Here is a 20,574-nt window from a genome sequence, read left to right as displayed (position 1 = left end):
GATGGAAAAAATTTTAAAAAAAATTAAACAACGGGGCATTAGAGATCAATTAAGACAGTTCTTGGCGGCAGGAATGATTTGGAACACTATTTTTAATATTATGACCTTGGGGATAAGCAAGACAACTTTTGAGCTTATCCAAATGAATAAAATGTTGAAGGTGAAGAATAAATTTAGAAAAAATTACCTAAATATTCTTGAAAAACCATTGGTTCAAAAATCAGGAGAAACGAGTAATATCATTTGGACAATGTGGTTGCAAGGGATCGATCAAGCACCAGATATCGTAAAAATGTCTATAAGAAGTATTAAGGATGCACTTCCCGACTATAAAGTTATTGTTCTAACAAAAGAGAATTTTGGCAAATATGTTGATATTCCTGAAGATATCATGGCAAAGTGGCAAAATGGTTTGATATCAAATGTTCATTTTTCTGATATTGTACGTATGGAATTATTAATACAAAAGGGTGGTACATGGTTCGATTCAACAATTGTGTTAGACAAAAAATTTCCACTACTTGAAAAGATTTTAAAAAGTAACCAAACATTCTTTTTTCAAAATATGAGACCTGGACAAATGGGCAATAGTATTTGGATTTCAAACTGGTTAATTCATTCACGATCGAATGAACCAACGCTCTTAAAAGTGAGGGAAATTCTATACGCATATTGGAGAAAATATGATTTCGCTGTAGATTATTTTATTTTTCATATTATTTGGCACTTGGTTTATGAATTTCACGATGATGAGTATCAAAAAGTATTGAAGATTCCCAATGCTGTACCGTTGCAAATTATGTATTTGTTAAATAAAAAAAATAAGGAATCTGAAGTCGAGAGAATATTCTCAGATTTTCCTTTACAAAAAATAACTTATAAGAACATTACAGATGAACCAGGGACTGTTTATAACTATTTGTTAGAACGAAAAGGTAACTTGAATGATGCATCTAATTGAAAAAATTATATCGAAGTTAAAAGGGTCACCATACGTTATTGATTCCAATCTAAGTTTTTTTGCATTTGGAGGGATTCTTTTAAAAAGAGTGCATATGCTCTTGAGAGGAGTATTCACGAAACCGTTTTTATCTAAGTCAGGACCGCTCTTATTCAAAGGGAAAAGTGTGTCACTCTCAGGAAAAAAGAAAATAAAGTTAGGGAATGGAATAACATTGTCTGATTTTTCAACAATTAATGCAAATGTTAGACAAAATGTTACAATTGGCGATAATTTTTCTCTCGGCGAATATTCTATGATTGAAGGATATGGCGTCATGACTGACCTAGGAGAAGGTATTTCTATTGGAAATCATGTGGGTATTGCTCAGAATGCGTTGATTAGTGTCCGAGGTTTTGTCTCGATTGGAAATGATGTAATCATTGGCCCATATTTTTCTTTGCATTCAGAAAATCATAATTTTGAAAACCTGACGGAACCGATAAGATTGCAAGGTGTAACTCGAAAAGATGTGGTTATTGAAGATGATGTCTGGATTGGTGCAAAAGTGACAGTATTGGCTGGTGTAACAATTAAAAAGGGAACAGTCATTGCTGCTGGTTCGGTGGTGACAAAAGATACAAAAGCATATGGTGTTTATGCTGGCGTACCGGCGAAATTGATTAGGGAAAGAAATTAGATGACAAATAATTTATCTCAAATACAACAACTAGAATTAGACGCCTTAAAAGAAATTAAACAGATTGCTGATGAAAATAACATCAAATTTTTTTTACGTGGCGGATCTGTCATGGGTGCGGTCAAATATAAAGGCTTTATTCCATGGGATGATGATATGGATATTGCAGTTCCTAGAGGCCAATTTGAGCAATTGATGGCATTACTTTCGGGAGATTGGTCTGAACGTTTTTGGTTGGCTAATTATCGTAAAGGTGATGAAATTCATGCTTATTTTCCAAGAGTACTGGTTAAGGAAAGTTACCGGAAACAAGAAGGTTTACCCACTAACAATCACTTGGGATTCTCAATTATTGATGTTCTACCATTAGATGGTGTTCCTCAAACCAAGTTTGGACGTCAAATATACAAATATCATGTCATGCTGTTACGTGGAATGGGTGCCGTATTTACAAGAGAGGTAGAAGATACGATTGTCATTCATTCAAAGAAAAAGCAACTTGCGATTGATCTACTGGGTAAAACTGGAATTAAACATTTCTTTACGCAAAACCAAATTTATGACAAAATTGATAAAGTTTATCGTAAAAATCAGCTTAAAGGGTCAAAGTGGGTAGGAACAATTACCGGTTCTTTGTTTGATAAAGAGATGTTTCCGAACGAATATTTCGGAGAGGGCATATTTCTGCCGTTTGAAGATACGCATTTTTTGGTACCAGCATTATATGATAACTATTTGAAGCAGCTATACGGAGAAAATTACGCCAGTGAAGAACCAAAACATAAAAAATCACATATTGAAGTCCAATAAATTTGTTTTTGTGATTTTACATTATCAATCGTTGGATGAAACAATTCATGAAACGCAACATATTTTAAATGAATTAGATGGTGATAATCAAGTAGTAATCGTGGATAATGCATCACCAAATGAATCAGGTGTTAAATTAAAAGAAATATTCGCTGATAATCAAAACGTTGATGTTATTTTGAACCAAGAAAATTTAGGTTATGCCAAAGGTAATAACCTAGGTATTGCCTTTGCTGTTACAAAATATAATCCGGATTTTTTAGTTTTAGCAAATAATGATATTGAATTTTTACAAAGTGATTTTAATCAATTGGTTGAACAGTCCTATAACGAACAAACTTTTGATTTATTAGGACCAGATATCTTTGTACCTGAGACAGGCATTCATCAAAATCCGAAGAAGCAAACAGGGTATTCATTGTCGGAAGTAGAAGCAATACATCAACACTCGAAAAAATTATTGAATCAAAACAAATTAATGTTTTTGATTAGGGCCAATCTAAAAAGAATTCGTGGTTTAAGACGTTATGTTTTAAATATTAGGCAATCAAATAAATCACGCCACGATGTGATGAAAAAGAATGTAGTTCTACATGGTTCTTTACTAGTCTTTTCAAAAAGTTTTTTTCATCAGTTGAATACACCGTTTGACGAAGGAACTTTTTTCTACTTTGAAACTGAAATTTTAGACCGAAAAATGAGAGAGTTAAAACTCGTTTCCAAATATGATCCGTCAATCGTTGTGAAACATCATCAGAATACATCAACAAAGCAGTCATTTAAAAGTGCTGTCGCACAACAAAAATTTCAGCTTGAAAATATGAAAAAATCAACACAGCGATTCATTGATTTATTTGGTTAGAGAGGGAGAAATATGAAAATTTCAATTGTAATGAGATTTCATGATGACACTGCTTCAGGTGGGCGAAAAATAATTTATGAATATGCGAACTATTTAGCTGAAAAAGGGCATAATGTTGAAATTACTTTTTTGGCTGATACACCATATAAGCAAAGGAAATTTAATTTTGTCAAACATGCCGTCCGCTTGGTTGAATTTTTTAGGAGGAAATCAAGTCAAAAAAGTTTGACTTGGTTTGATTTGAATGCATCTATTAGATTAAATGCCAACTACTCATTAAAAAAAAATACATTTAAAAATAGAGATATTATTATTGCGACTGATTTTGGTATTGCATTAAATGTTTCAAGAAAAGTAGAAAAATTAGAAAAGATAATTTATTTTATTCAAGCAGATGAGAAACTATTTTCTGAAAAGAAGATTGTTGACGCAGCCTGGGAATTGCAAATACAGAAAATTGTTGTTTCAAGTTGGCTGTATGACATGGTTAGAAAACACGATAATAAAGTGATACTTGTAAAAAACTATGTAAAAACAGAAAGCTTTTATATAGAGAAACCGGTTGAAGAAAGAGGTCATGTTATAAGTCTGTTGAATCATCCAAGCACAAGCAAAGATGTACTGACTGGTATAAAAGCTTTGAAGATTGTGCATGATAAGTTTCCAGATTTGAAAGTTATATTTTTTGGTAATCCAAACAGACCAAATGATTTACCAGAGTGCTTTGAGTATATACAGAAAGCCGACGAAAAAGTACTCAGATCTAATATATATAATCAATCATCAATTTTTTTATTCACAAGCAGATCAGAAGGTTGGGGTTTAGTCGCAACTGAAGCTATGGCTAGTGGCGCAGCATTGGTTTCTACACGAAATGGTGGCGTCAATGATTTCGGAATTGATGGTGAAACAGCCTTACTAAGTGATGTTGGTGACTTTAAAGATTTAGCAAATAAGATAATTCGTCTTCTTGAAAACGATGATATGCGAATCAAATTGGCTAAAAATGGTGCTAATTTGGTTAACACACTAACATTTGAAAGTAGTGCGAATGAGTTTGAGAAAGCGCTTGAATCAGTTGCAAATCAATAAAATTATTATGAATATCATGAAATGATACAAACAGTTTTTTAATTTTATTTAGAAAAATTTTGTGAAGTGAATCTTGAGGATAAATGGATAAACGTGTAGGTACAAAAATAATATTGATGAACAGCCTGTCAGGGCTGATTGTTGTGGTAGTAAATACTTTGATGCAGTTTATAAATAGAACTGTTTTTATACACTTTTTGGGGAAAACATATCTAGGGTATAATGGACTATTTGCGAATGTTTTAGGTGTGTTATCTTTAACTGAATTGGGAATCGGTAGTGCTATCATTTTCTCATTGTATAAACCATTAAAAGAGCATGATGAAGAAACAGTTATAAAACTAATGCATTTGTTCAAAAAAATGTATGCATTAATAGGATTAGCTGTACTGGTATTGGGAGTTGGTGCATATTTCTTGATTAACAACCAAATCACTGGCTCCCAAGAAAAAGTTATAGAGTTGACGATAACGTATTTTCTGTTTTTATTGGGTTCAGTTTCAGGTTATTTTTTAACATATAAACGTTCGATGTTTGATGCTGATCAAAAGGTGTATAAAAATCAGTTGAACTATCTAATTTTCAACTTTATGTCATCTATTGTACAAATGCTTATGCTCATTATGTTTAGAAATTTTCTACTGTACGCGGGAACAACGACGGTTTTTAATATTTTGAGTAATATAGTTATTGCAAGACAGGTTGATAAGGAATATCCATATCTTAAAAGAAAGCTTTCAAACTATAATTTGGGAAATAATCTAAAGCAGCAAATTAAAAAGCTTACTGTTGGAAATTTTTCAAATAAACTCGGGACTGTTGTGGTTTATGGTACGGATAATATCTTTATTGCTACATTCTCCGGTATTGTTAATGTTGGATTGTATTCTAACTACGCCTTAATAGTCAATACGCTTGTTTCCTTAATTAGTCGACTTTTTTCTGGATTAACTTCAACGATTGGAATAACGAAGAGTCATGAGTTGAGTAAAAATCATAATAATTATAGGAATTTGCATCTGATCAATATTTTCATTACAGTTGTTTGTGTGGGCGGTTTGACGGCTCTAGCAAATGTTTTCATTCAATTATGGATTGGGAAAAATTATTTGTTGTCGAATATCATAACAAACGTTATTATTCTCAATTTTGCTTTAGAACTTTATAGAAGAACATCTTTAACTTATATAGATGCATACGGATTAGCATGGATACAAAGATGGAAATCAATTATTGAAGTAGTGATTAATATAGTGTTAACGATATTTTTTGCAGGTGTTCTAAAGCTGGGAATGCTAGGAATACTAATAGGAACAACGATTTCGATTATCAGTTTTCCACTATGGTATGAACCCTATATAGTGTATAAATATGGTTTTAATGTGAACTTTAAAGAATACTTCAAACCTGCTCTTACGGGATTGATGTCAATTGTGTCAGAATATGTTATTGTGACGAAGGGAATTGAATGGAGTAAGGGGATTTCATCAAACTTAGTTATGCAGTTGATATTAAATGCAGTCATTGCGATTGTCTCAAGTTTAGTAATAATTTCATTGCTTATAATATTGACTAAAGATGGTAGAAATTTATGGACAAAATTCATAAAAAGGAATGTTAAATACGATGATTGAAGTTAATAGACTATATAAGATATTAATTACTATATTGTTAATTTTACAATTCTATTTTTTTGATTTAATTCCTAAAATTAATGATTGGCTTATAAATGCTAACTCAGAGTATTCTAAAAGAATTCAATTCTTTATATTTTTACTAATGTTAGTAATCTTGTTTCTTTCAAAGAAGGGAACAGAAAATGTAAAAATGAATTTTTCAGTTCCAATTATCCTTTTTTTAATAATAATTCCTTTGATTGCATGGTCATCAGCTCGGATATATAATCAAGGCATAATTGACACCATTTTAAAAAATTACTCTTATTATTTAGTGATTGGGTACTTTCCATTTTCTTATTTTTTTAGTGATAGAAAAAATGTAAGATGGTTTTATATGCTACTAGTTAAAATGGCGTTTGTTTACCTAATACTGCAAAATATTCAAGGAATAATTTTTAAATTAACGTATCATATAGTTTTGTTTTATACTCCAGTGGCGATTCAAAATTTGACAATTTTACAAAGACTTACGGAAGGGACTGAAATCATAACTTTTGTTGCAGTATTAATAAGTCTCAAACCCTTTTTATTTCATGAACCATGGCGAAAAATTGATTATTTAACCATCATATTAATATTGACGTTTGATATATTCTTTAGTCAAGGACGAATGTATTTGATGATTGTAATTGTAGCACTCTCTATTTCGGGAATACTTCAGTTGTATTCATCAAAATTTAGATCTGTAGTATATATTTTTACACCGTTTATGTTGGTTATCCTTATATTTTTATTTAATAAATTGGTAACGAGTCTAAATTTTACAAATACAACTGGTGCTAGAGCAGCAAGTTATATCATGCGAACTTATTCATATGATTATTTTTACAATCATATTTTTTATAATAACTGGTTTGGAATTGGATTTCCGGATATCGATCAATATAAATGGTTACTAAAGGGAAGTGTAGGCTTTGATCCGGGTGGTGGTTTAATGACTTCTCAAGATGTTGGAATAGTGGGAACGGCAGGCATTTTAGGTATTTCAAGTTTAGTATTTTTTACAATGATTTTTTTGAAATTATTGAGCATGCTTGCTTCGGGGATCAATAAAAGAATTATTTTAATTGTTTTAGTGTACCTATCAATGTCATTAATTTCTCTTTCGCCACTAGATATGGGGAGAATTTTCCCATTTATTCTAACCTTGGCACTTTGTGACTTTTCACAGACCGCAGTAATTAAAAAAAGTGCTTATAAGTTTTATTCAAATTAATACACAATGTGGTTAATTGAATATTACCCAAGATAGGGTTGTCTATATTTAAGTAGGGAAAAAATGATTAAAGAAAATTCAGTTGCTGTTTTGATGTCAACGTATAATGGCGAAAAATTTGTAGAAAACCAAATAGTAAGTATTCTAGAACAAGATAATGTTGATGTACACTTGTTTATTCGAGATGATGGCTCAAGTGATGGTACATTGAAATTATTAGATAAGATGAAATCAGTGTTTTCAGATCAAATTACTATTGTCAGGGGAGAAAACTTAGGATATGCAAGAAGTTTTTTTGAGCTGATGAAGTTATCTCAACTTGAACAATATGAATATGTAGCATTTTCAGATCAAGATGATGTTTGGAAAAAGAATAAATTAGAAATAATGATTCGTTCCCAAGTACAAGTATCTGATGTTAATATGCCAAAACTATCATTTAGCAATGGAACAGTGACTAGCGGAACTCAAGCTATAGGAAAATTATATGAAAAGCAACCACCAGCTGAAAGCATAATTAGTAGTAGATATCGGGCTTTTTATGGAATGTCTTTTTTACTAAATAGGAGCCTTCTAACAGTAGTTTTAAATTCAAATATTGATGACATTTCTGGTTTTGGTCATGATGATTGGATTATGATGGTTGCAGTAACAACTGGAACAGTTATTTATGTCAATGAGGAGTTGATCGAATACCGCCAACATGAAAATAATGTGTCAGGTATAAAGGGTACCAATGAATCAGAAGGAAAAATACATGCGCTAATTCGAGTATTTTTGAATATTAAAGAGCGTCTAAATCATTGGAGTTTTGTTAATTCTGCAAACGCTGAATATGTGCTGAATAATGTACCAGAAATTTTTATTCTAAAAGAACAACGGCTATTATTAGACAGACTAGTAAAGTCTAATAAATCCACCAGGGAAAGAATGGGTCTGTTTTTTTCAAGTCAACTATCTACAGGGTCAGTTACGCAGGATATCATATTAAGAATTTTACTTTTGGCCAGAAGGATTTGAGGGGGAAATATGACAGTATCTGTTATTCTACCGGTTCATAATAATCAAGACACTGTAAAGAGGGCTATAGAATCTGTTCTTAATAATATTGCAGATGATGATGAGCTTATTATAGTTTTAAATGGTTCTACAGATAATAGCAAAAACATTGTTTTGGGTTATGAAGGCGACTGTAGAGTCAAAATAATCACATCGGATCCGGGAAGAAGTAGAGCACGGAATAAGGGATTGCAATCAGCTAAAGGAGATTTCATTAATTTTTTGGATGCAGATGATATGATGCTCCCAAATCATATAGAAATGGCTAAAAATTTTTTGATTGAGAATGAAGAATATGATGCCTATACGGATGAGACATTAATAGTTGATGACAAGAGCAACCGTATCTCAATTCAGTACGATAAAACGACTACATCTAATATTCTGGTTGATAGAAATGTATTTGAAATTGGCGCAGTAATGTTCAGAAATAGAGATATTAGTTTGTTTATTGAAGATTTGGAGTACAATGAGGATCATATTTTTTGGATTGATAATTTACTCAATCATAGAGTATTTTTTAACTCAAATTTTATAGGTGTACATAAATTTATAGATGGAAACAACACTATGATCGTGAATAGGAAAGACATGATTGGTACCCGAATTGTTATTTTTGCCGTTCTAAAAGAAAAAAATATGTATGAGAAGGAAATTAATTTGTTAGATTTAATAAAAGAGGAGTTAAAATTTCTTCTTATTGATAGTTCGCAAAAATCGAAATTATTTAAACTTGTTAGTTCACAATTTCCAGTCACTATGGTGTTTTCAAAGTTTATTTTAAAAGCACCATTACTTGGAAAAATGGTTAGAGAACATTATAGATGATGTATATCAGTATTTTTTATGTTTTAGATTGTACAAAAAATTATCTGTCGTAATTATATTATTCATGTAGTTGCCAGACTAACAAAAAATTGGAGATTATGGATGTCAAATAAATTACTAATCATGCCATATTATGGTCAATTTCCCAACTATTTCCAGTTGTGGGTAGAACGTATCAAACAAAATCCAGGAGTGGATTTACTATTGGTTACTGATGATGGTTTTGATGGTTATGATTTAGATTCACCTAACATACATATTTTAAATAAGACTCTTGATCAATTAAAATTAATGATTCAAGATGTGGTGGGGGATAATGTACAGTTAGAGCAAGGATATAAAGTTAAGGACTATTTTCCACTTTATGGTGAAGTCTTTTCTGATGTAATAACGACCGGAAATTATGAATGGTGGGGGACTATAGATACGGACGTTATTCTAGGAAATGTTGATAACTTTCTTTCAGATAATAATTTGGTCGGTGTGGATCGTATCTTGGGTAATGGACATTTTTCTTTTTTTAAAAATTCTCCTGAGATGAACAATCTATGGCGTGACGTTCGACAAAATACTTGCAGTGATTTAATTCCATTTAAATATATAAAGAAATTTAATCAAGTTGCTGCATATAACGAATACGGATGGAGATGGGGTAAGGGCATATCAACATTCATGGAAAGAGTCGGATTAAACATAAAAAATGATATTCCAAGGGCGGACCTAGATTTTAATTATGCTGGATTTAAATCTAATTTTTTAAAGGCAGATAGAGCGATAGATATTGAAGAAGAGATTTCATATATTTCTGTTAAAGATAATAAGATGTTTGCTATTGACAACAATAAGGTACAAAATGAGATTATGTATGTACACTTACAAAAGAGAAACATGGGTGTAAATCCAAAATTAATTAGTTCAATGACAGATTTTGATATATTTCCAAATGTTTTTTTGCCCAGTGATACTAGTATCTCAAATGATGATTTAAGGAAAATGGCCAGTGAATTCGAAACTTTTCGGAAAAGAAGAATTTCTCTTACTCGAAAACAAAATTTATTTTCGGACTATATAGTGCTACGAATCCTTATGTTGATTAGAAAAGTAAAAGCGCATACAAAGTAAAAAATATTGTGATTGTTTTTATTGTAGTATAAAAAAGGAGACACAACCATGAAAGGTATTATCCTCGCCGGCGGTTCCGGCACACGACTATATCCCATTACCAAAGCGACCAGTAAGCAATTGGTGCCGATTTATGACAAGCCAATGATTTATTACCCTTTGTCAGTCTTGATGTTGGCGGGTATTAAAGAGATTTTGTTGATCTCAACCCCAGAATATGTCGGCCAATTTGAAGCATTGTTTGGCGATGGTCATGACTTAGGCTTGAACATTGAATATGCCATTCAAGAAGAACCCCGTGGGTTGGCAGACGCCTTTATTGTCGGCGCTGATTTTATTGGTGATGACACGGTGGCGTTGGTCTTAGGCGATAACATTTTCTACGGCGCTGGCTTGGCGGAAAAACTTCAAGTGGCGGCACAAAAAACCACTGGGGCAACCGTCTTTGGTTACCAAGTTCATGATCCTGAACGTTTTGGCGTGGTGGAATTTGATGATGACGGTAAGGCTTTATCCATTGTAGAAAAGCCGGAACATCCCAAGTCAAACTATGCCGTGACTGGTCTGTATTTTTATGATAATGATGTCGTCGAAATTGCCGCCAATGTGCAACCTTCAGCGCGAGGGGAAATTGAAATTTCTGATATTAACCAAGCCTACCTTGACCGTGGTGATTTGGATGTTCAAGTCATGGGCCGTGGTTATGCTTGGCTAGATACAGGGACGCATGAATCTTTGCTTGAAGCGTCATCCTTTATTGCCACAATCCAAAAGCAACAAAACCTTAAAGTGGCATCACTCGAGGAAATTGCCTACCGAATGGGCTATATTGGTCTTGATCAACTTGAAGCTTTAGCGCAACCACTCAAGAAAAACGATTACGGTCAGTACTTGTTACGTTTGGTAGCTGATGAACAAGCCCGTTTAAAGTAAAGGAGACAACATGACAGCTGATTTTTTTGAAAAGCCGTTAGCAGCCCGCCAAGTGGCAGAAATTCCCGGCATGCTTGAATTTGATATTCCGGTTCACGGTGATAACCGTGGTTGGTTCAAAGAAAACTTCCAAAAAGAAAAGATGGTACCATTAGGCTTTCCAGCATCTTTTTTTGCCGAGGGCAAGTTACAAAACAATGTGTCTTTCTCACGCCAGGGCGTTTTGCGTGGTTTGCACGCCGAACCTTGGGATAAGTACATCTCAGTGGCGGATAACGGTAAGGTCTTAGGTGCTTGGGTTGATTTGCGTGCCGGCGATTCATTTGGGCATGTGTACCAAACGGTCATCGATGCCAGCAAGGGCATCTTTGTGCCACGTGGGGTGGCCAATGGTTTCCAAGTTTTGAGTGAAACCGTGTCTTATTCATATTTGGTCAACGATTACTGGGCCTTAGAATTAAAGCCAAAGTATGCCTTTGTCAACTATGCCGACCCAACCCTAGGTATTGAATGGGCCGATGTTGCTCACGCTGAAGTGAGTGAAGCTGATAAAAACCACCCGTTACTCAAAGACGTAGTGGCTTTGCAACCTGAACAATTATAATTGGAGAGAAACATGACTGACTATAAAAATATTTTGGTAACTGGTGGGGCTGGCTTTATCGGGGCGAACTTTGTCCGTTACATTGTTGAAGAACACCCAGATGTGTTTGTGACTGTGTTGGATAAGTTGACGTATGCCGGCAATAAGGAAAACTTGGCTGGTTTGCCAGAAGACCGTGTGAAGCTAGTTGTTGGGGACATTGCGGATGCGCCATTGGTTGATCAATTGGTCGCTGAAACAGATGCCGTGATTCACTATGCCGCTGAATCACATAATGATAATTCTCTAAAGGATCCATCACCATTTGTGCAAACGAACATTATTGGCACGTATACCTTGATTGAAGCAGCGCGTAAGTACAACAAGCGTTTCCACCATGTTTCAACGGATGAAGTCTATGGCGATTTGCCATTGCGGGAAGACTTGCCAGGTCATGGCGAAGGGGCCGGTGAAAAGTTTACGCCAGAATCACAATACCGTCCCTCAAGTCCTTATTCGTCAACAAAGGCGGGGTCTGATTTGTTAGTCCGTGCTTGGGTGCGTTCATTTGGCTTGCAAGCTACGATTTCTAACACATCAAACAACTATGGGCCATACCAACACATCGAAAAGTTTATCCCACGTCAAGTAACCAATATTTTGAGTGGGATTAAGCCAAAGTTGTATGGTAATGGGAAGAACGTCCGTGACTGGATTCACACTTACGACCATGCGACAGCCATTTGGGCAATTTTGACCAAGGGTAAGATTGGAGAAACTTACCTCGTTGGTGCCGATGGTGAAAAGGATAACATCACGGTATTGCGCGCTATTTTGAAGGACATGGGTAAGGCTGAAGACGACTTTGACTTTGTGCAAGATCGTTCAGGGCATGACTTGCGTTATGCCATTGATGCCACGAAGATGCGTGAAGAATTGGGTTGGACACCAAAGTATACCGACTTTGAAACTGGTCTAGCAGATACGATTCAATGGTATGCCGACAACCAAGACTGGTGGCAAGGTGAAAAGGACGAAGTTGAAGCTAAGTACGCGGAAAATAACCAATAAGAGAGTGTTCGGATGAAATTTTTAATTACCGGTGCCAATGGGCAACTGGGGCAAGAACTACAAAAACTATTAACGGAACGTGAACTAGATTTTGTCGCGTTGTCATCACAAGAACTCGATATTACCGATCGTGCAGCCGTCTTTGCCACGTTTGAAACAGTCCAGCCAGATGTGGTCTTCCATGCCGCTGCCTATACCAAAGTTGATCTAGCCGAAGATGAGGGCCGTGACACCAATTGGCAAGTCAATGCTAATGGGACAAAAAACGTCGCCGATGCAGCGAAGCTGGTGCAAGCCAAATTGGTGGCTGTGTCAACCGATTATGTGTTTGATGGTAAAAGCCTAACGGATTATCGTGAAACTGATCCGGTAAATCCGCAAAATGCTTATGGTCGAGCTAAATTAGCAGGTGAACTAGGCGTGATTGAAAGTGGCGCCGATGCCTATATCGTACGAACGAGTTGGGTGTTTGGTGAATTTGGGAATAATTTTGTCTACACGATGCAACGTTTGGCTCAAACGTACCCGAAGTTGAGTGTAGTGAATGATCAATTAGGTCGGCCAACTTGGACGCGGACATTAGCGGAGTTTATGTTACATTTGATCACGGTGAATGCGACATTTGGGACGTATCATTTATCAAATGATGATACCGCGACTTGGTTTGATTTTGCGCGGAAAATTCTCAAGACAACTGATGTCGAGGTAACACCAGTAACGAGTGCAGAATTTCCTCAAAAGGCCTATCGTCCTAAGCATTCGGTGATGAGTTTGGACAAAGCCAAGGTTACGGGATTTGATATTTTGAATTGGCGTGAAGCCTTGGCCCAATTTTTGGCAAGTCTACAAGATAAGGACTAAATTTTCTTTACAATACTTGGTTGTCTCATGACAGCCAAGTATTTTTTATATGGGGTAACTTGATGTGTTGGGAAGTAGTGACGTTAAATTTAAGTAGGCGAAAATGACTAATAATCGCTTAATATTCCTTAATCTATTAAGACAATCCACGCACAATCACGTATAATAAAAATAATAGTGTAAAACTTGATGAGAGCGTTGGGATTGAGTTGATGGTTAAGAGAAATTCAAATATTGAGCTATTGCGCTTGGTTGCAATGGTATTTATTACGGCGCACCATTTTGCCATTTGGGGCTACTTTATTGGTGGTGATGTTCATACAGTGCACCCGAATACGGTGTGGCTGCAGTTTTTAGAATTATTTGGGAAGATTGGGGTGGATTTGTTCATTCTGATCACTGGCTATTTTGCCATTAATCCCAGACCAACGTTTAAGAAGGTTTGGCAATTAACCAATACGGTGCGGTTTTACGCGCTCGGATTATTTATTATTTTACTGGTTTGTGGACAGTTGCAATTTAATACTGACCTGATGTGGCGTTCGGTGTTTCCAACGATCCGGAGTATGTATTGGTTCATTACAATTTATTCCATTTTGTATATTTTTTCGGATTATTTATCCCAGTTTCTCAGCCACTTACGGCGCGCCCAAGCGGTGAGTTTCATTGCGCTCGGTGTGTTAATCTTTATGGTATTACCGACGTTTTTAAAGGGCTGGGGGAGTCAATTAACGGATTTATTACCAGTATTCTTCTTTGGGTTATACCTGCGCATGTATGGGGTGTCAAAGCGATTGTCCACGTTACTTAAGGTCTTACTAGGTGTCACGGTTGTGATTGCGGTGTTGTCAATTGGGTTGAGTGATTTGGTGGGGAATAACCGACCAGAGAGTCAAGCCATTGCCGACGCAACTAGGTATTTTGTGACGGGTAGTTCGCCACTGGCATTCATTGTAGCGGCTTATATTTTCAGTCAGACGATTCAACGTCAGCCGCGTGGTAATCGTCTGATTAACTGGATGGGTAGTTCTGCAGTCGCGATTTATTTAATTCAAGACTACGAACCATTTCACAATACACTGTGGCAGAACATTTTCCATGTGCGCGACTTTGCGGATGCTATGGGCACACCAGCCTTCATCGGTTATTCGTTCTTCGTGATGGCCGTGATTGTGATTAGCGCGATTCTGATTGATAAGCTATTGAGGTACATTTTGATGCGACCAGCACAGGTGTTATTAGGACTTGAAATGTTGGCTACACGTTATGTCACGCGATGGTTTAAAAACCTAATTAAAGTAACGGGTTATCAACTCGAACCCTAAAAATACTTGGTTGTCTGACGACAGCCAAGTATTTTTTTATGCGCTGTAACTTTGGTATACTGAGAGTAATCGTATGACAAAGTGGAAAAGGGACAGGATGGTCAAACAGCAAGCAATCAATTTAACCCAATTAAGTGCTTCTTACCAACAAGCACAGGCGTCAGAATATTTGGAAAAGCTGGAACACACCACGATTCGTGAGCAGGAATTAATGGGAATCACGCGTTTAGTCGCGCATTTTCCGGTTGCGCTACCCGCGTGGCAAGCGGTGTATGTGGATTATGCTGTCCCGCCGATTAGTAAAGAGTTTGATATGTTGCTCATTAATACTGAAGGTCATATCATCAACATTGAACTCAAGAGTGATGTGCATTACAGCATTGAAAAAATCCATAAACAATTACGAAATAATCGTTATTACTTAACACAAGCCAGCCAGCACGTTGATTTGTTCACGTATAATTCAGACTTGGATCGGATTTATCATCTGACCGACCAAGACACGCTGGACGTGATTGACTTACAAGATGAGCGTTGGCAGACATCGGTGTTTTATCAGGCGGTCATGGGGTTTAAAAGTGTTGCAGTAGCTGATTTGGACGACGTATTACGAGTGGCGGATTATTTAGTTTCGCCTTTCACGCAACTGGCGCGATTTCTTAAAGGGCAGTATTTATTAATGCAGCCGCAGCAACAATTACAAGCAGCACTATTAGCTACGCCAACGCCTGGTATTTATGCCGTGAAAGCAGCCACCAGTGTTGGGCAGACGTTGATGATTTATGATACGGTGAAAATTCTACGTGAGCAGGGGCAAGTCTTACTCGTTCATATTGGCGCGCTGAAGTCGGCACAAGCGACGCTGCGACGGCAGTATGGCTGGCACATTTTACCTGAACGGCAGTTCTTCAAGAAGCTCAAACGTCAACGTTTACAACCATATGATATCGTCATCATCACCGATGCACAGAAGTTATCCATTAGACATGTGAATAGTTTAAGACGTTACTTTGCGGTACGTCACACGCGGGTCTTGCTTATTGGCGACCCCAACCAGCAGAGTAAGGCGACTATCAGTAATCGTGACTATTTTGCCACGCTAACCCATGCGTTTGGCGAAAAGCATCTGATTAAGTTGTCTGATGAATTGTAAAATTTTGAGATTGTGAAAAAATTTGTGCGAACCAATGATGATCGAGTGAAAAAGTGGTACAATCGACTATGCGTTATCACGTTATTAATTTATTCATCACATCACGAAAAAGGAATGCGAACAACTCAGTGGTATGACGATTACTGGGTTATTCATAGGACATGGTATGACGAGCAAATATGAAATCTTAAAACATCACATTTTAGAACAAATTTTGAATGGCGAATTGGTTAAGGGACAAAAATTACCGACCGAAAGTGAAATGATGGCAGCATTTTCTGTCAGCCGTTATACAGTTCGCCGTGCCATCTCGGATTTAGAAAATGATCATTACGTTTATCGGGTGCAGGGCGGTGGCTCTTATGTCGCTGATTGGCAAGCCAAGCGAAAGCAGGATAAAGCACCGAGTGTGATTGGGATTTTGTCGACGCACGTGGCGTCGTATATTTTCCCAGCGATTATTGACGGGGCCGATCAAGTCATCAGTGAAAATGGCTATTCATTGGTTTTGGCGAACACGCATAATGAGCCAAAGCGCGAACGTATCGCCCTCATTAACATGATGAAGCAGAACTTAGCTGGTTTAATTATTGAGCCAACACGGAGTGCCACAGCAACGCCTAATATTGATTTGTATGACAAATTACGAGAAGAGGGGGTGCCGATGATTTTTATCAACGCCACTTATCCGAATTTCGATGAGGTGTCAGTGGTCAGTGATGATCAGGCAGCGATTTATCAGGCTGCAAAATACCTCATGGAGAAGGGGCATAAGCGGATTGTGGGAGCATTCCAAGTGGATGACCGGCAAGGGGTGAACCGTCTCGATGGGTTTATGCGTGCCTATCAAGAACAGTCCGAATTGTTAACGGAATTTACGCCAGTTATTTATAAGTCAGATGAAACCACGCAGGTACTTCATCACATTAACGACATTTTGATGCGTAGTCCGGAGCTACGGCCAACGGCCATCATTGCCTATAATGATCAGCTGGCCATTCAAATCATGGCTTTAGCGCATGATTTAGGTTTACGCGTGCCAGAAGACGTGTCAGTAATGGGCTTTGATGATTTCCAGATGTCGCGTTACGTCACGCCACCACTGACAACAATGTCGCACGAAAAGGAGCGTATGGGGCGTGATGCCGCTAATTTACTCCTGCAACAAATTAAGCATCACAAAGTGGAGTCGATTTGTTATGAACCGCGATTAGTTGTACGTGATTCGGTACAAGATTTAACAAAGGAATTGTGATAAAACCAACAAAAAATAAGTTTTTCAAATAAAGTTTGACGCTGTAATCCAGCGTCAGGCTTTATTTTTTTAAATTATTAATCGTATGACAAAAAAATAAACTATTGACTTATACGGACAAATATTTTATATTATGTTTGTAAGCGGTTACATTAACACGACAAATTCTAGATAGATCGGTTAATGACGCTCATAAAATTATAAACAATAAAAAAGAAGGATATTAAAATGGCAGTGATGGAAAATTATAAGTTCTGGTTTGTGACAGGTTCTCAATCTCTTTATGGGTCTGACGTATTAGATCAAGTAGCAGCAAATTCTCGTGAAATTGTTGACAAGTTAAACGCATCAAATGTCTTACCTTATCCGATTGAATTCAAGACGGTGGGTGTGAGAGCGGAAAACATTACCGAAACCATGAAAGAAGCCAACTATGATGACTCTGTTGCAGGGGTCATCACATGGGCACATACTTTTTCACCCGCAAAGAATTGGATTCGCGGGACACAATTGCTCAATAAGCCGCTCTTACATTTGGCCACACAAATGTTGAACACGATTCCTTATGACACGATTGACTTTGATTATATGAATCTCAACCAATCAGCTCATGGTGATCGTGAATACGCCTTTATCAATGCGCGCTTGCGTTTGAACAACAAAATTATCTTTGGTCACTGGGCAGATGAAACTGTTCAAGCACAAATCGGCAAGTGGATGTCAGTCGCAGTCGCCTACAACGAAAGTTACAAGATCAAGATTGTCACATTTGCGGACAAGATGCGTAACGTGGCCGTGACAGATGGCGACAAAATTGAAGCACAAATTAAGTTTGGCTGGACAGTTGATTACTGGGGTGTGGGTGATCTTGTTGCTTATGTGAACGCCGTCGATGATGCTGCGGTTGACCAACTTTATGTCGACTTACAAGACAAATATGATTACGTTGTTGGTCAGAATACACCAGAAAAGTTTGAACACAACGTGAAGTATCAACTCCGTGAATATCTTGGTTTGAAGCAATTCATGGACGAAAAGGGCTATTCTGGTTTCACAACCAACTTCGAAGATTTGGTTGGCTTGGAACAATTGCCGGGACTTGCCGTACAACTCCTCATGGCTGAAGGTTATGGCTTTGCGGGTGAAGGGGACTGGAAGACAGCTGCCTTGACACGTTTGCTAAAGATCATGGCTAACAATGAAGCAACGGTCTTCATGGAAGATTACACATTGGACTTGCGTCCAGGCCATGAAGCCATTCTTGGTTCACACATGTTAGAAGTTGATCCAACGATTGCTTCAGACAAGCCACGCGTTGAAGTGCATCCCCTTGGTATCGGTGGTAAGGATGACCCAGCACGTCTGGTCTTCACTGGTCGCACAGGTGATGCGTTAGACGTCACTTTGGCAGACTACGGTGATGAATTCAAGTTGATCAGCTATGACGTGGTTGGCAACAAGCCAGAATCTGAAACACCATTCTTGCCAGTGGCTAAGCAATTGTGGACGCCAAAGAGTGGCTTAAAGCAAGGTGTTGAAGCCTGGTTGTCAGTTGGTGGTGGTCACCAAACAACGTTGACATTTGCCATTGATTCTGAACAATTAGCTGATTTGGCCGCACTGTTTGGTGTGACATATGTTGATATTAAGTAACGGTATGGACACATGACAAATCAACCAACTAAAAAAATTTCAAGTCGTTTTATTTACTTCTTCGGCGCGTTTGGTGGTATTCTCTTCGGTTATGACATCGGTGTGATGACTGGCGCATTGCCATTTTTGCAAAAAGATTGGCACTTGACGGATGCCGGTACCATTGGTTGGATCACATCAAGTTTGATGTTAGGTGCGATCGTTGGTGGCGCACTAGCCAGACAATTATCAGATAAATTAGGTCGTCGCCGCATGCTTCTGGCCGCCTCATTTATCTTCGCAATCGGTTCAGTCATGGCCGGTATCTCGCCAAATGATGGGGTCGCTTGGCTCTTGATTGCGCGAACATTACTTGGTTTGGCCGTTGGTGCTGCGTCAGCTTTGGTGCCATCGTATATGTCAGAAATGGCCCCAGCTCGTACGCGTGGGCATCTCTCTGGTCTGAATCAATTGATGATTGTGTCGGGAATGCTCTTGTCTTACATCGTGGACTATTTATTGCAAGGCTTGCCACACGACATTGCTTGGCTTGGCCGCTGTACCAGCCGTGATTCTCTTCTGGGGTGTGTTACGGTTGCCTGAATCACCACGTTTCTTAGTGAAAACGGGGCATATCGATGCTGCGCGTCGCGTATTGACTTATATTCGACCTAGCAATGAAGTTGCGGGCGAATTAGCAGACATTCAACGCACAGTAGCGGTTGAAGATGGGGCGCAAAAAAATATTACCTTAGCGACACTCTTTTCATCAAAGTATCGTTATCTGGTAACGGCCGGTATCGGCGTGGCTGCTTTCCAGCAGTTCATGGGTGCCAATGCGATCTTCTACTACATCCCTTTGATCGTTGAAAAGGCGACGGGGCAATCGGCAGCCAGTGCGTTACTTTGGCCAATCGTTCAAGGTGTTATCTTGGTCTTGGGTGCGATCTTGTATATGGTGATCGCCGACAAGTTCAAGCGTCGGACACTCTTGATGCTTGGTGGGACTATCATGGCGTTATCGTTCCTAATGCCAGCAATCTTAAACATGGTTGTCGGGGCAGAAAATTTGCCACCAATGCTGATCGTTGTCTTCCTCTCAATCTTTGTGGCCTTCTAATCCTTCACTTGGGCACCATTGACTTGGGTCTTGGTTGGTGAAATCTTCCCACTTGCCATTCGTGGTCGTGCCGGTGGTTTGGCGTCAGCCTTTAACTGGATTGGTTCATTTGCGGTTGGCTTGCTGTTCCCAATCATGACAGCAATGATGCCACAGGCTTCAGTCTTTGCCATCTTCGGGGTGATCTCAATTATTGCGGTACTCTTTGTTAAGTTTGCCGTACCAGAAACACATGGTAAGTCACTTGAAGAAATTGAAGCGCAAGGGACGCGTTAATTGCAACAAGATGAAAACGCTAATCACCCTTGGCTGATTAGCGTTTTCAATTACAGC

Annotated in this window: 18 protein-coding genes and 1 pseudogene; all 19 read left to right on the top strand. The window is 37.7% G+C overall.

Going from position 1 to position 20,574, the window contains the following annotated elements; genetic code table 11:
* Position 1 precedes the first annotated feature (1 nt).
* The 19 genes and pseudogenes from FGL80_RS00410 to FGL80_RS00320 all read left to right on the top strand — a co-directional run bounded on the left by FGL80_RS00410 (position 2) and on the right by FGL80_RS00320 (position 20,517).
* A complete protein-coding gene (locus FGL80_RS00410; RefSeq protein WP_147001634.1) occupies positions 2-961 on the top strand; it encodes a capsular polysaccharide synthesis protein in 960 nt (319 codons plus the stop codon).
* Positions 945-1,640, top strand: a complete 696-nt coding sequence (locus FGL80_RS00405) for an acyltransferase (RefSeq protein ID WP_147001633.1) — start codon at positions 945-947, stop codon at positions 1,638-1,640. Before FGL80_RS00410 ends, FGL80_RS00405 begins: the two co-directional genes overlap by 17 nt.
* Entirely contained in the window at positions 1,641-2,450 is an 810-nt protein-coding gene (locus FGL80_RS00400; protein WP_147001632.1) for a LicD family protein, read from the top strand.
* Positions 2,407-3,312, top strand: coding sequence for a glycosyltransferase family 2 protein (locus FGL80_RS00395; protein ID WP_186737155.1), 906 nt, complete (start codon positions 2,407-2,409; stop codon positions 3,310-3,312). The genes FGL80_RS00400 and FGL80_RS00395 overlap by 44 nt, the downstream gene beginning before the upstream one ends.
* Positions 3,313-3,324: 12 nt before the next feature.
* On the top strand, positions 3,325-4,404 hold the full coding sequence (locus FGL80_RS00390) for a glycosyltransferase family 4 protein (protein WP_147001630.1): 1,080 nt from the start codon (positions 3,325-3,327) through the stop codon (positions 4,402-4,404).
* Positions 4,405-4,487: 83 nt separating this feature from the next.
* The gene (locus FGL80_RS00385; RefSeq protein WP_147001629.1) at positions 4,488-6,038 is read left to right on the top strand and encodes a lipopolysaccharide biosynthesis protein; all 1,551 of its coding nucleotides are present in this window, start codon (positions 4,488-4,490) and stop codon (positions 6,036-6,038) included.
* The gene (locus FGL80_RS00380; RefSeq protein ID WP_147001628.1) at positions 6,031-7,299 is read left to right on the top strand and encodes a hypothetical protein; all 1,269 of its coding nucleotides are present in this window, start codon (positions 6,031-6,033) and stop codon (positions 7,297-7,299) included. Before FGL80_RS00385 ends, FGL80_RS00380 begins: the two co-directional genes overlap by 8 nt.
* Positions 7,300-7,362: 63 nt before the next feature.
* Complete coding sequence (locus FGL80_RS00375; RefSeq protein ID WP_147001627.1) at positions 7,363-8,319, top strand: glycosyltransferase; 957 nt, start codon at positions 7,363-7,365, stop codon at positions 8,317-8,319.
* A 9-nt stretch (positions 8,320-8,328) separates the two neighbouring features.
* Positions 8,329-9,186, top strand: a complete 858-nt coding sequence (locus tag FGL80_RS00370; protein ID WP_147001626.1) for a glycosyltransferase family 2 protein — start codon at positions 8,329-8,331, stop codon at positions 9,184-9,186.
* Between the two features lie 102 nt (positions 9,187-9,288).
* Positions 9,289-10,308, top strand: a complete 1,020-nt coding sequence (locus FGL80_RS00365) for a DUF6625 family protein (RefSeq protein WP_147001625.1) — start codon at positions 9,289-9,291, stop codon at positions 10,306-10,308.
* Between the two features lie 48 nt (positions 10,309-10,356).
* Positions 10,357-11,241: a glucose-1-phosphate thymidylyltransferase RfbA gene (rfbA, locus tag FGL80_RS00360; RefSeq protein WP_147001624.1), complete on the top strand. Its 885-nt coding sequence runs from the start codon at positions 10,357-10,359 to the stop codon at positions 11,239-11,241.
* A 10-nt stretch (positions 11,242-11,251) separates the two neighbouring features.
* The gene (locus FGL80_RS00355; RefSeq protein ID WP_095652700.1) at positions 11,252-11,845 is read left to right on the top strand and encodes a dTDP-4-dehydrorhamnose 3,5-epimerase family protein; all 594 of its coding nucleotides are present in this window, start codon (positions 11,252-11,254) and stop codon (positions 11,843-11,845) included.
* 12 nt (positions 11,846-11,857) lie between these two features.
* Positions 11,858-12,895, top strand: coding sequence for a dTDP-glucose 4,6-dehydratase (rfbB, locus tag FGL80_RS00350; protein ID WP_048701554.1), 1,038 nt, complete (start codon positions 11,858-11,860; stop codon positions 12,893-12,895).
* A gap of 12 nt (positions 12,896-12,907) precedes the next feature.
* Complete coding sequence (gene rfbD / locus FGL80_RS00345; protein WP_147001623.1) at positions 12,908-13,756, top strand: dTDP-4-dehydrorhamnose reductase; 849 nt, start codon at positions 12,908-12,910, stop codon at positions 13,754-13,756.
* A 212-nt stretch (positions 13,757-13,968) separates the two neighbouring features.
* Complete coding sequence (locus FGL80_RS00340) at positions 13,969-15,081, top strand: acyltransferase family protein (protein ID WP_147001622.1); 1,113 nt, start codon at positions 13,969-13,971, stop codon at positions 15,079-15,081.
* 97 nt (positions 15,082-15,178) lie between these two features.
* Complete coding sequence (locus FGL80_RS00335; RefSeq protein ID WP_147001621.1) at positions 15,179-16,234, top strand: AAA family ATPase; 1,056 nt, start codon at positions 15,179-15,181, stop codon at positions 16,232-16,234.
* Positions 16,235-16,400: 166 nt separating this feature from the next.
* Positions 16,401-17,489, top strand: a complete 1,089-nt coding sequence (locus tag FGL80_RS00330; protein ID WP_147001620.1) for a GntR family transcriptional regulator — start codon at positions 16,401-16,403, stop codon at positions 17,487-17,489.
* A gap of 228 nt (positions 17,490-17,717) precedes the next feature.
* The gene (gene araA, locus FGL80_RS00325) at positions 17,718-19,142 is read left to right on the top strand and encodes an L-arabinose isomerase (protein ID WP_147001619.1); all 1,425 of its coding nucleotides are present in this window, start codon (positions 17,718-17,720) and stop codon (positions 19,140-19,142) included.
* Positions 19,143-19,154: 12 nt separating this feature from the next.
* Positions 19,155-20,517: pseudogene (locus tag FGL80_RS00320) on the top strand (sugar porter family MFS transporter).
* Positions 20,518-20,574 lie beyond the last annotated feature (57 nt).

The organism is Leuconostoc lactis (assembly GCF_007954625.1).
GTDB lineage: Bacteria > Bacillota > Bacilli > Lactobacillales > Lactobacillaceae > Leuconostoc > Leuconostoc lactis_A.
The sequence above is the reverse complement of the archived record's forward strand: the minus strand, read 5'-3'. Positions and strand labels throughout refer to the sequence as shown.

What these genes read in the sequence shown, in the direction of transcription:
- FGL80_RS00405 (WP_147001633.1), top strand. Translation starts at nt 945, where the DNA reads ATGATGCATCTAATTGAAAAAATTATATCGAAGTTAAAAGGGTCACCA.
- rfbB (WP_048701554.1), top strand. Translation starts at nt 11,858, where the DNA reads ATGACTGACTATAAAAATATTTTGGTAACTGGTGGGGCTGGCTTTATC.
- FGL80_RS00340 (WP_147001622.1), top strand. Translation starts at nt 13,969, where the DNA reads ATGGTTAAGAGAAATTCAAATATTGAGCTATTGCGCTTGGTTGCAATG.
- FGL80_RS00385 (WP_147001629.1), top strand. Translation starts at nt 4,488, where the DNA reads ATGGATAAACGTGTAGGTACAAAAATAATATTGATGAACAGCCTGTCA.
- FGL80_RS00330 (WP_147001620.1), top strand. Translation starts at nt 16,401, where the DNA reads ATGACGAGCAAATATGAAATCTTAAAACATCACATTTTAGAACAAATT.
- FGL80_RS00410 (WP_147001634.1), top strand. Translation starts at nt 2, where the DNA reads ATGGAAAAAATTTTAAAAAAAATTAAACAACGGGGCATTAGAGATCAA.
- FGL80_RS00365 (WP_147001625.1), top strand. Translation starts at nt 9,289, where the DNA reads ATGTCAAATAAATTACTAATCATGCCATATTATGGTCAATTTCCCAAC.
- FGL80_RS00380 (WP_147001628.1), top strand. Translation starts at nt 6,031, where the DNA reads ATGATTGAAGTTAATAGACTATATAAGATATTAATTACTATATTGTTA.
- FGL80_RS00375 (WP_147001627.1), top strand. Translation starts at nt 7,363, where the DNA reads ATGATTAAAGAAAATTCAGTTGCTGTTTTGATGTCAACGTATAATGGC.
- FGL80_RS00355 (WP_095652700.1), top strand. Translation starts at nt 11,252, where the DNA reads ATGACAGCTGATTTTTTTGAAAAGCCGTTAGCAGCCCGCCAAGTGGCA.
- rfbD (WP_147001623.1), top strand. Translation starts at nt 12,908, where the DNA reads ATGAAATTTTTAATTACCGGTGCCAATGGGCAACTGGGGCAAGAACTA.
- rfbA (WP_147001624.1), top strand. Translation starts at nt 10,357, where the DNA reads ATGAAAGGTATTATCCTCGCCGGCGGTTCCGGCACACGACTATATCCC.
- FGL80_RS00400 (WP_147001632.1), top strand. Translation starts at nt 1,641, where the DNA reads ATGACAAATAATTTATCTCAAATACAACAACTAGAATTAGACGCCTTA.
- araA (WP_147001619.1), top strand. Translation starts at nt 17,718, where the DNA reads ATGGCAGTGATGGAAAATTATAAGTTCTGGTTTGTGACAGGTTCTCAA.
- FGL80_RS00335 (WP_147001621.1), top strand. Translation starts at nt 15,179, where the DNA reads ATGGTCAAACAGCAAGCAATCAATTTAACCCAATTAAGTGCTTCTTAC.
- FGL80_RS00390 (WP_147001630.1), top strand. Translation starts at nt 3,325, where the DNA reads ATGAAAATTTCAATTGTAATGAGATTTCATGATGACACTGCTTCAGGT.
- FGL80_RS00370 (WP_147001626.1), top strand. Translation starts at nt 8,329, where the DNA reads ATGACAGTATCTGTTATTCTACCGGTTCATAATAATCAAGACACTGTA.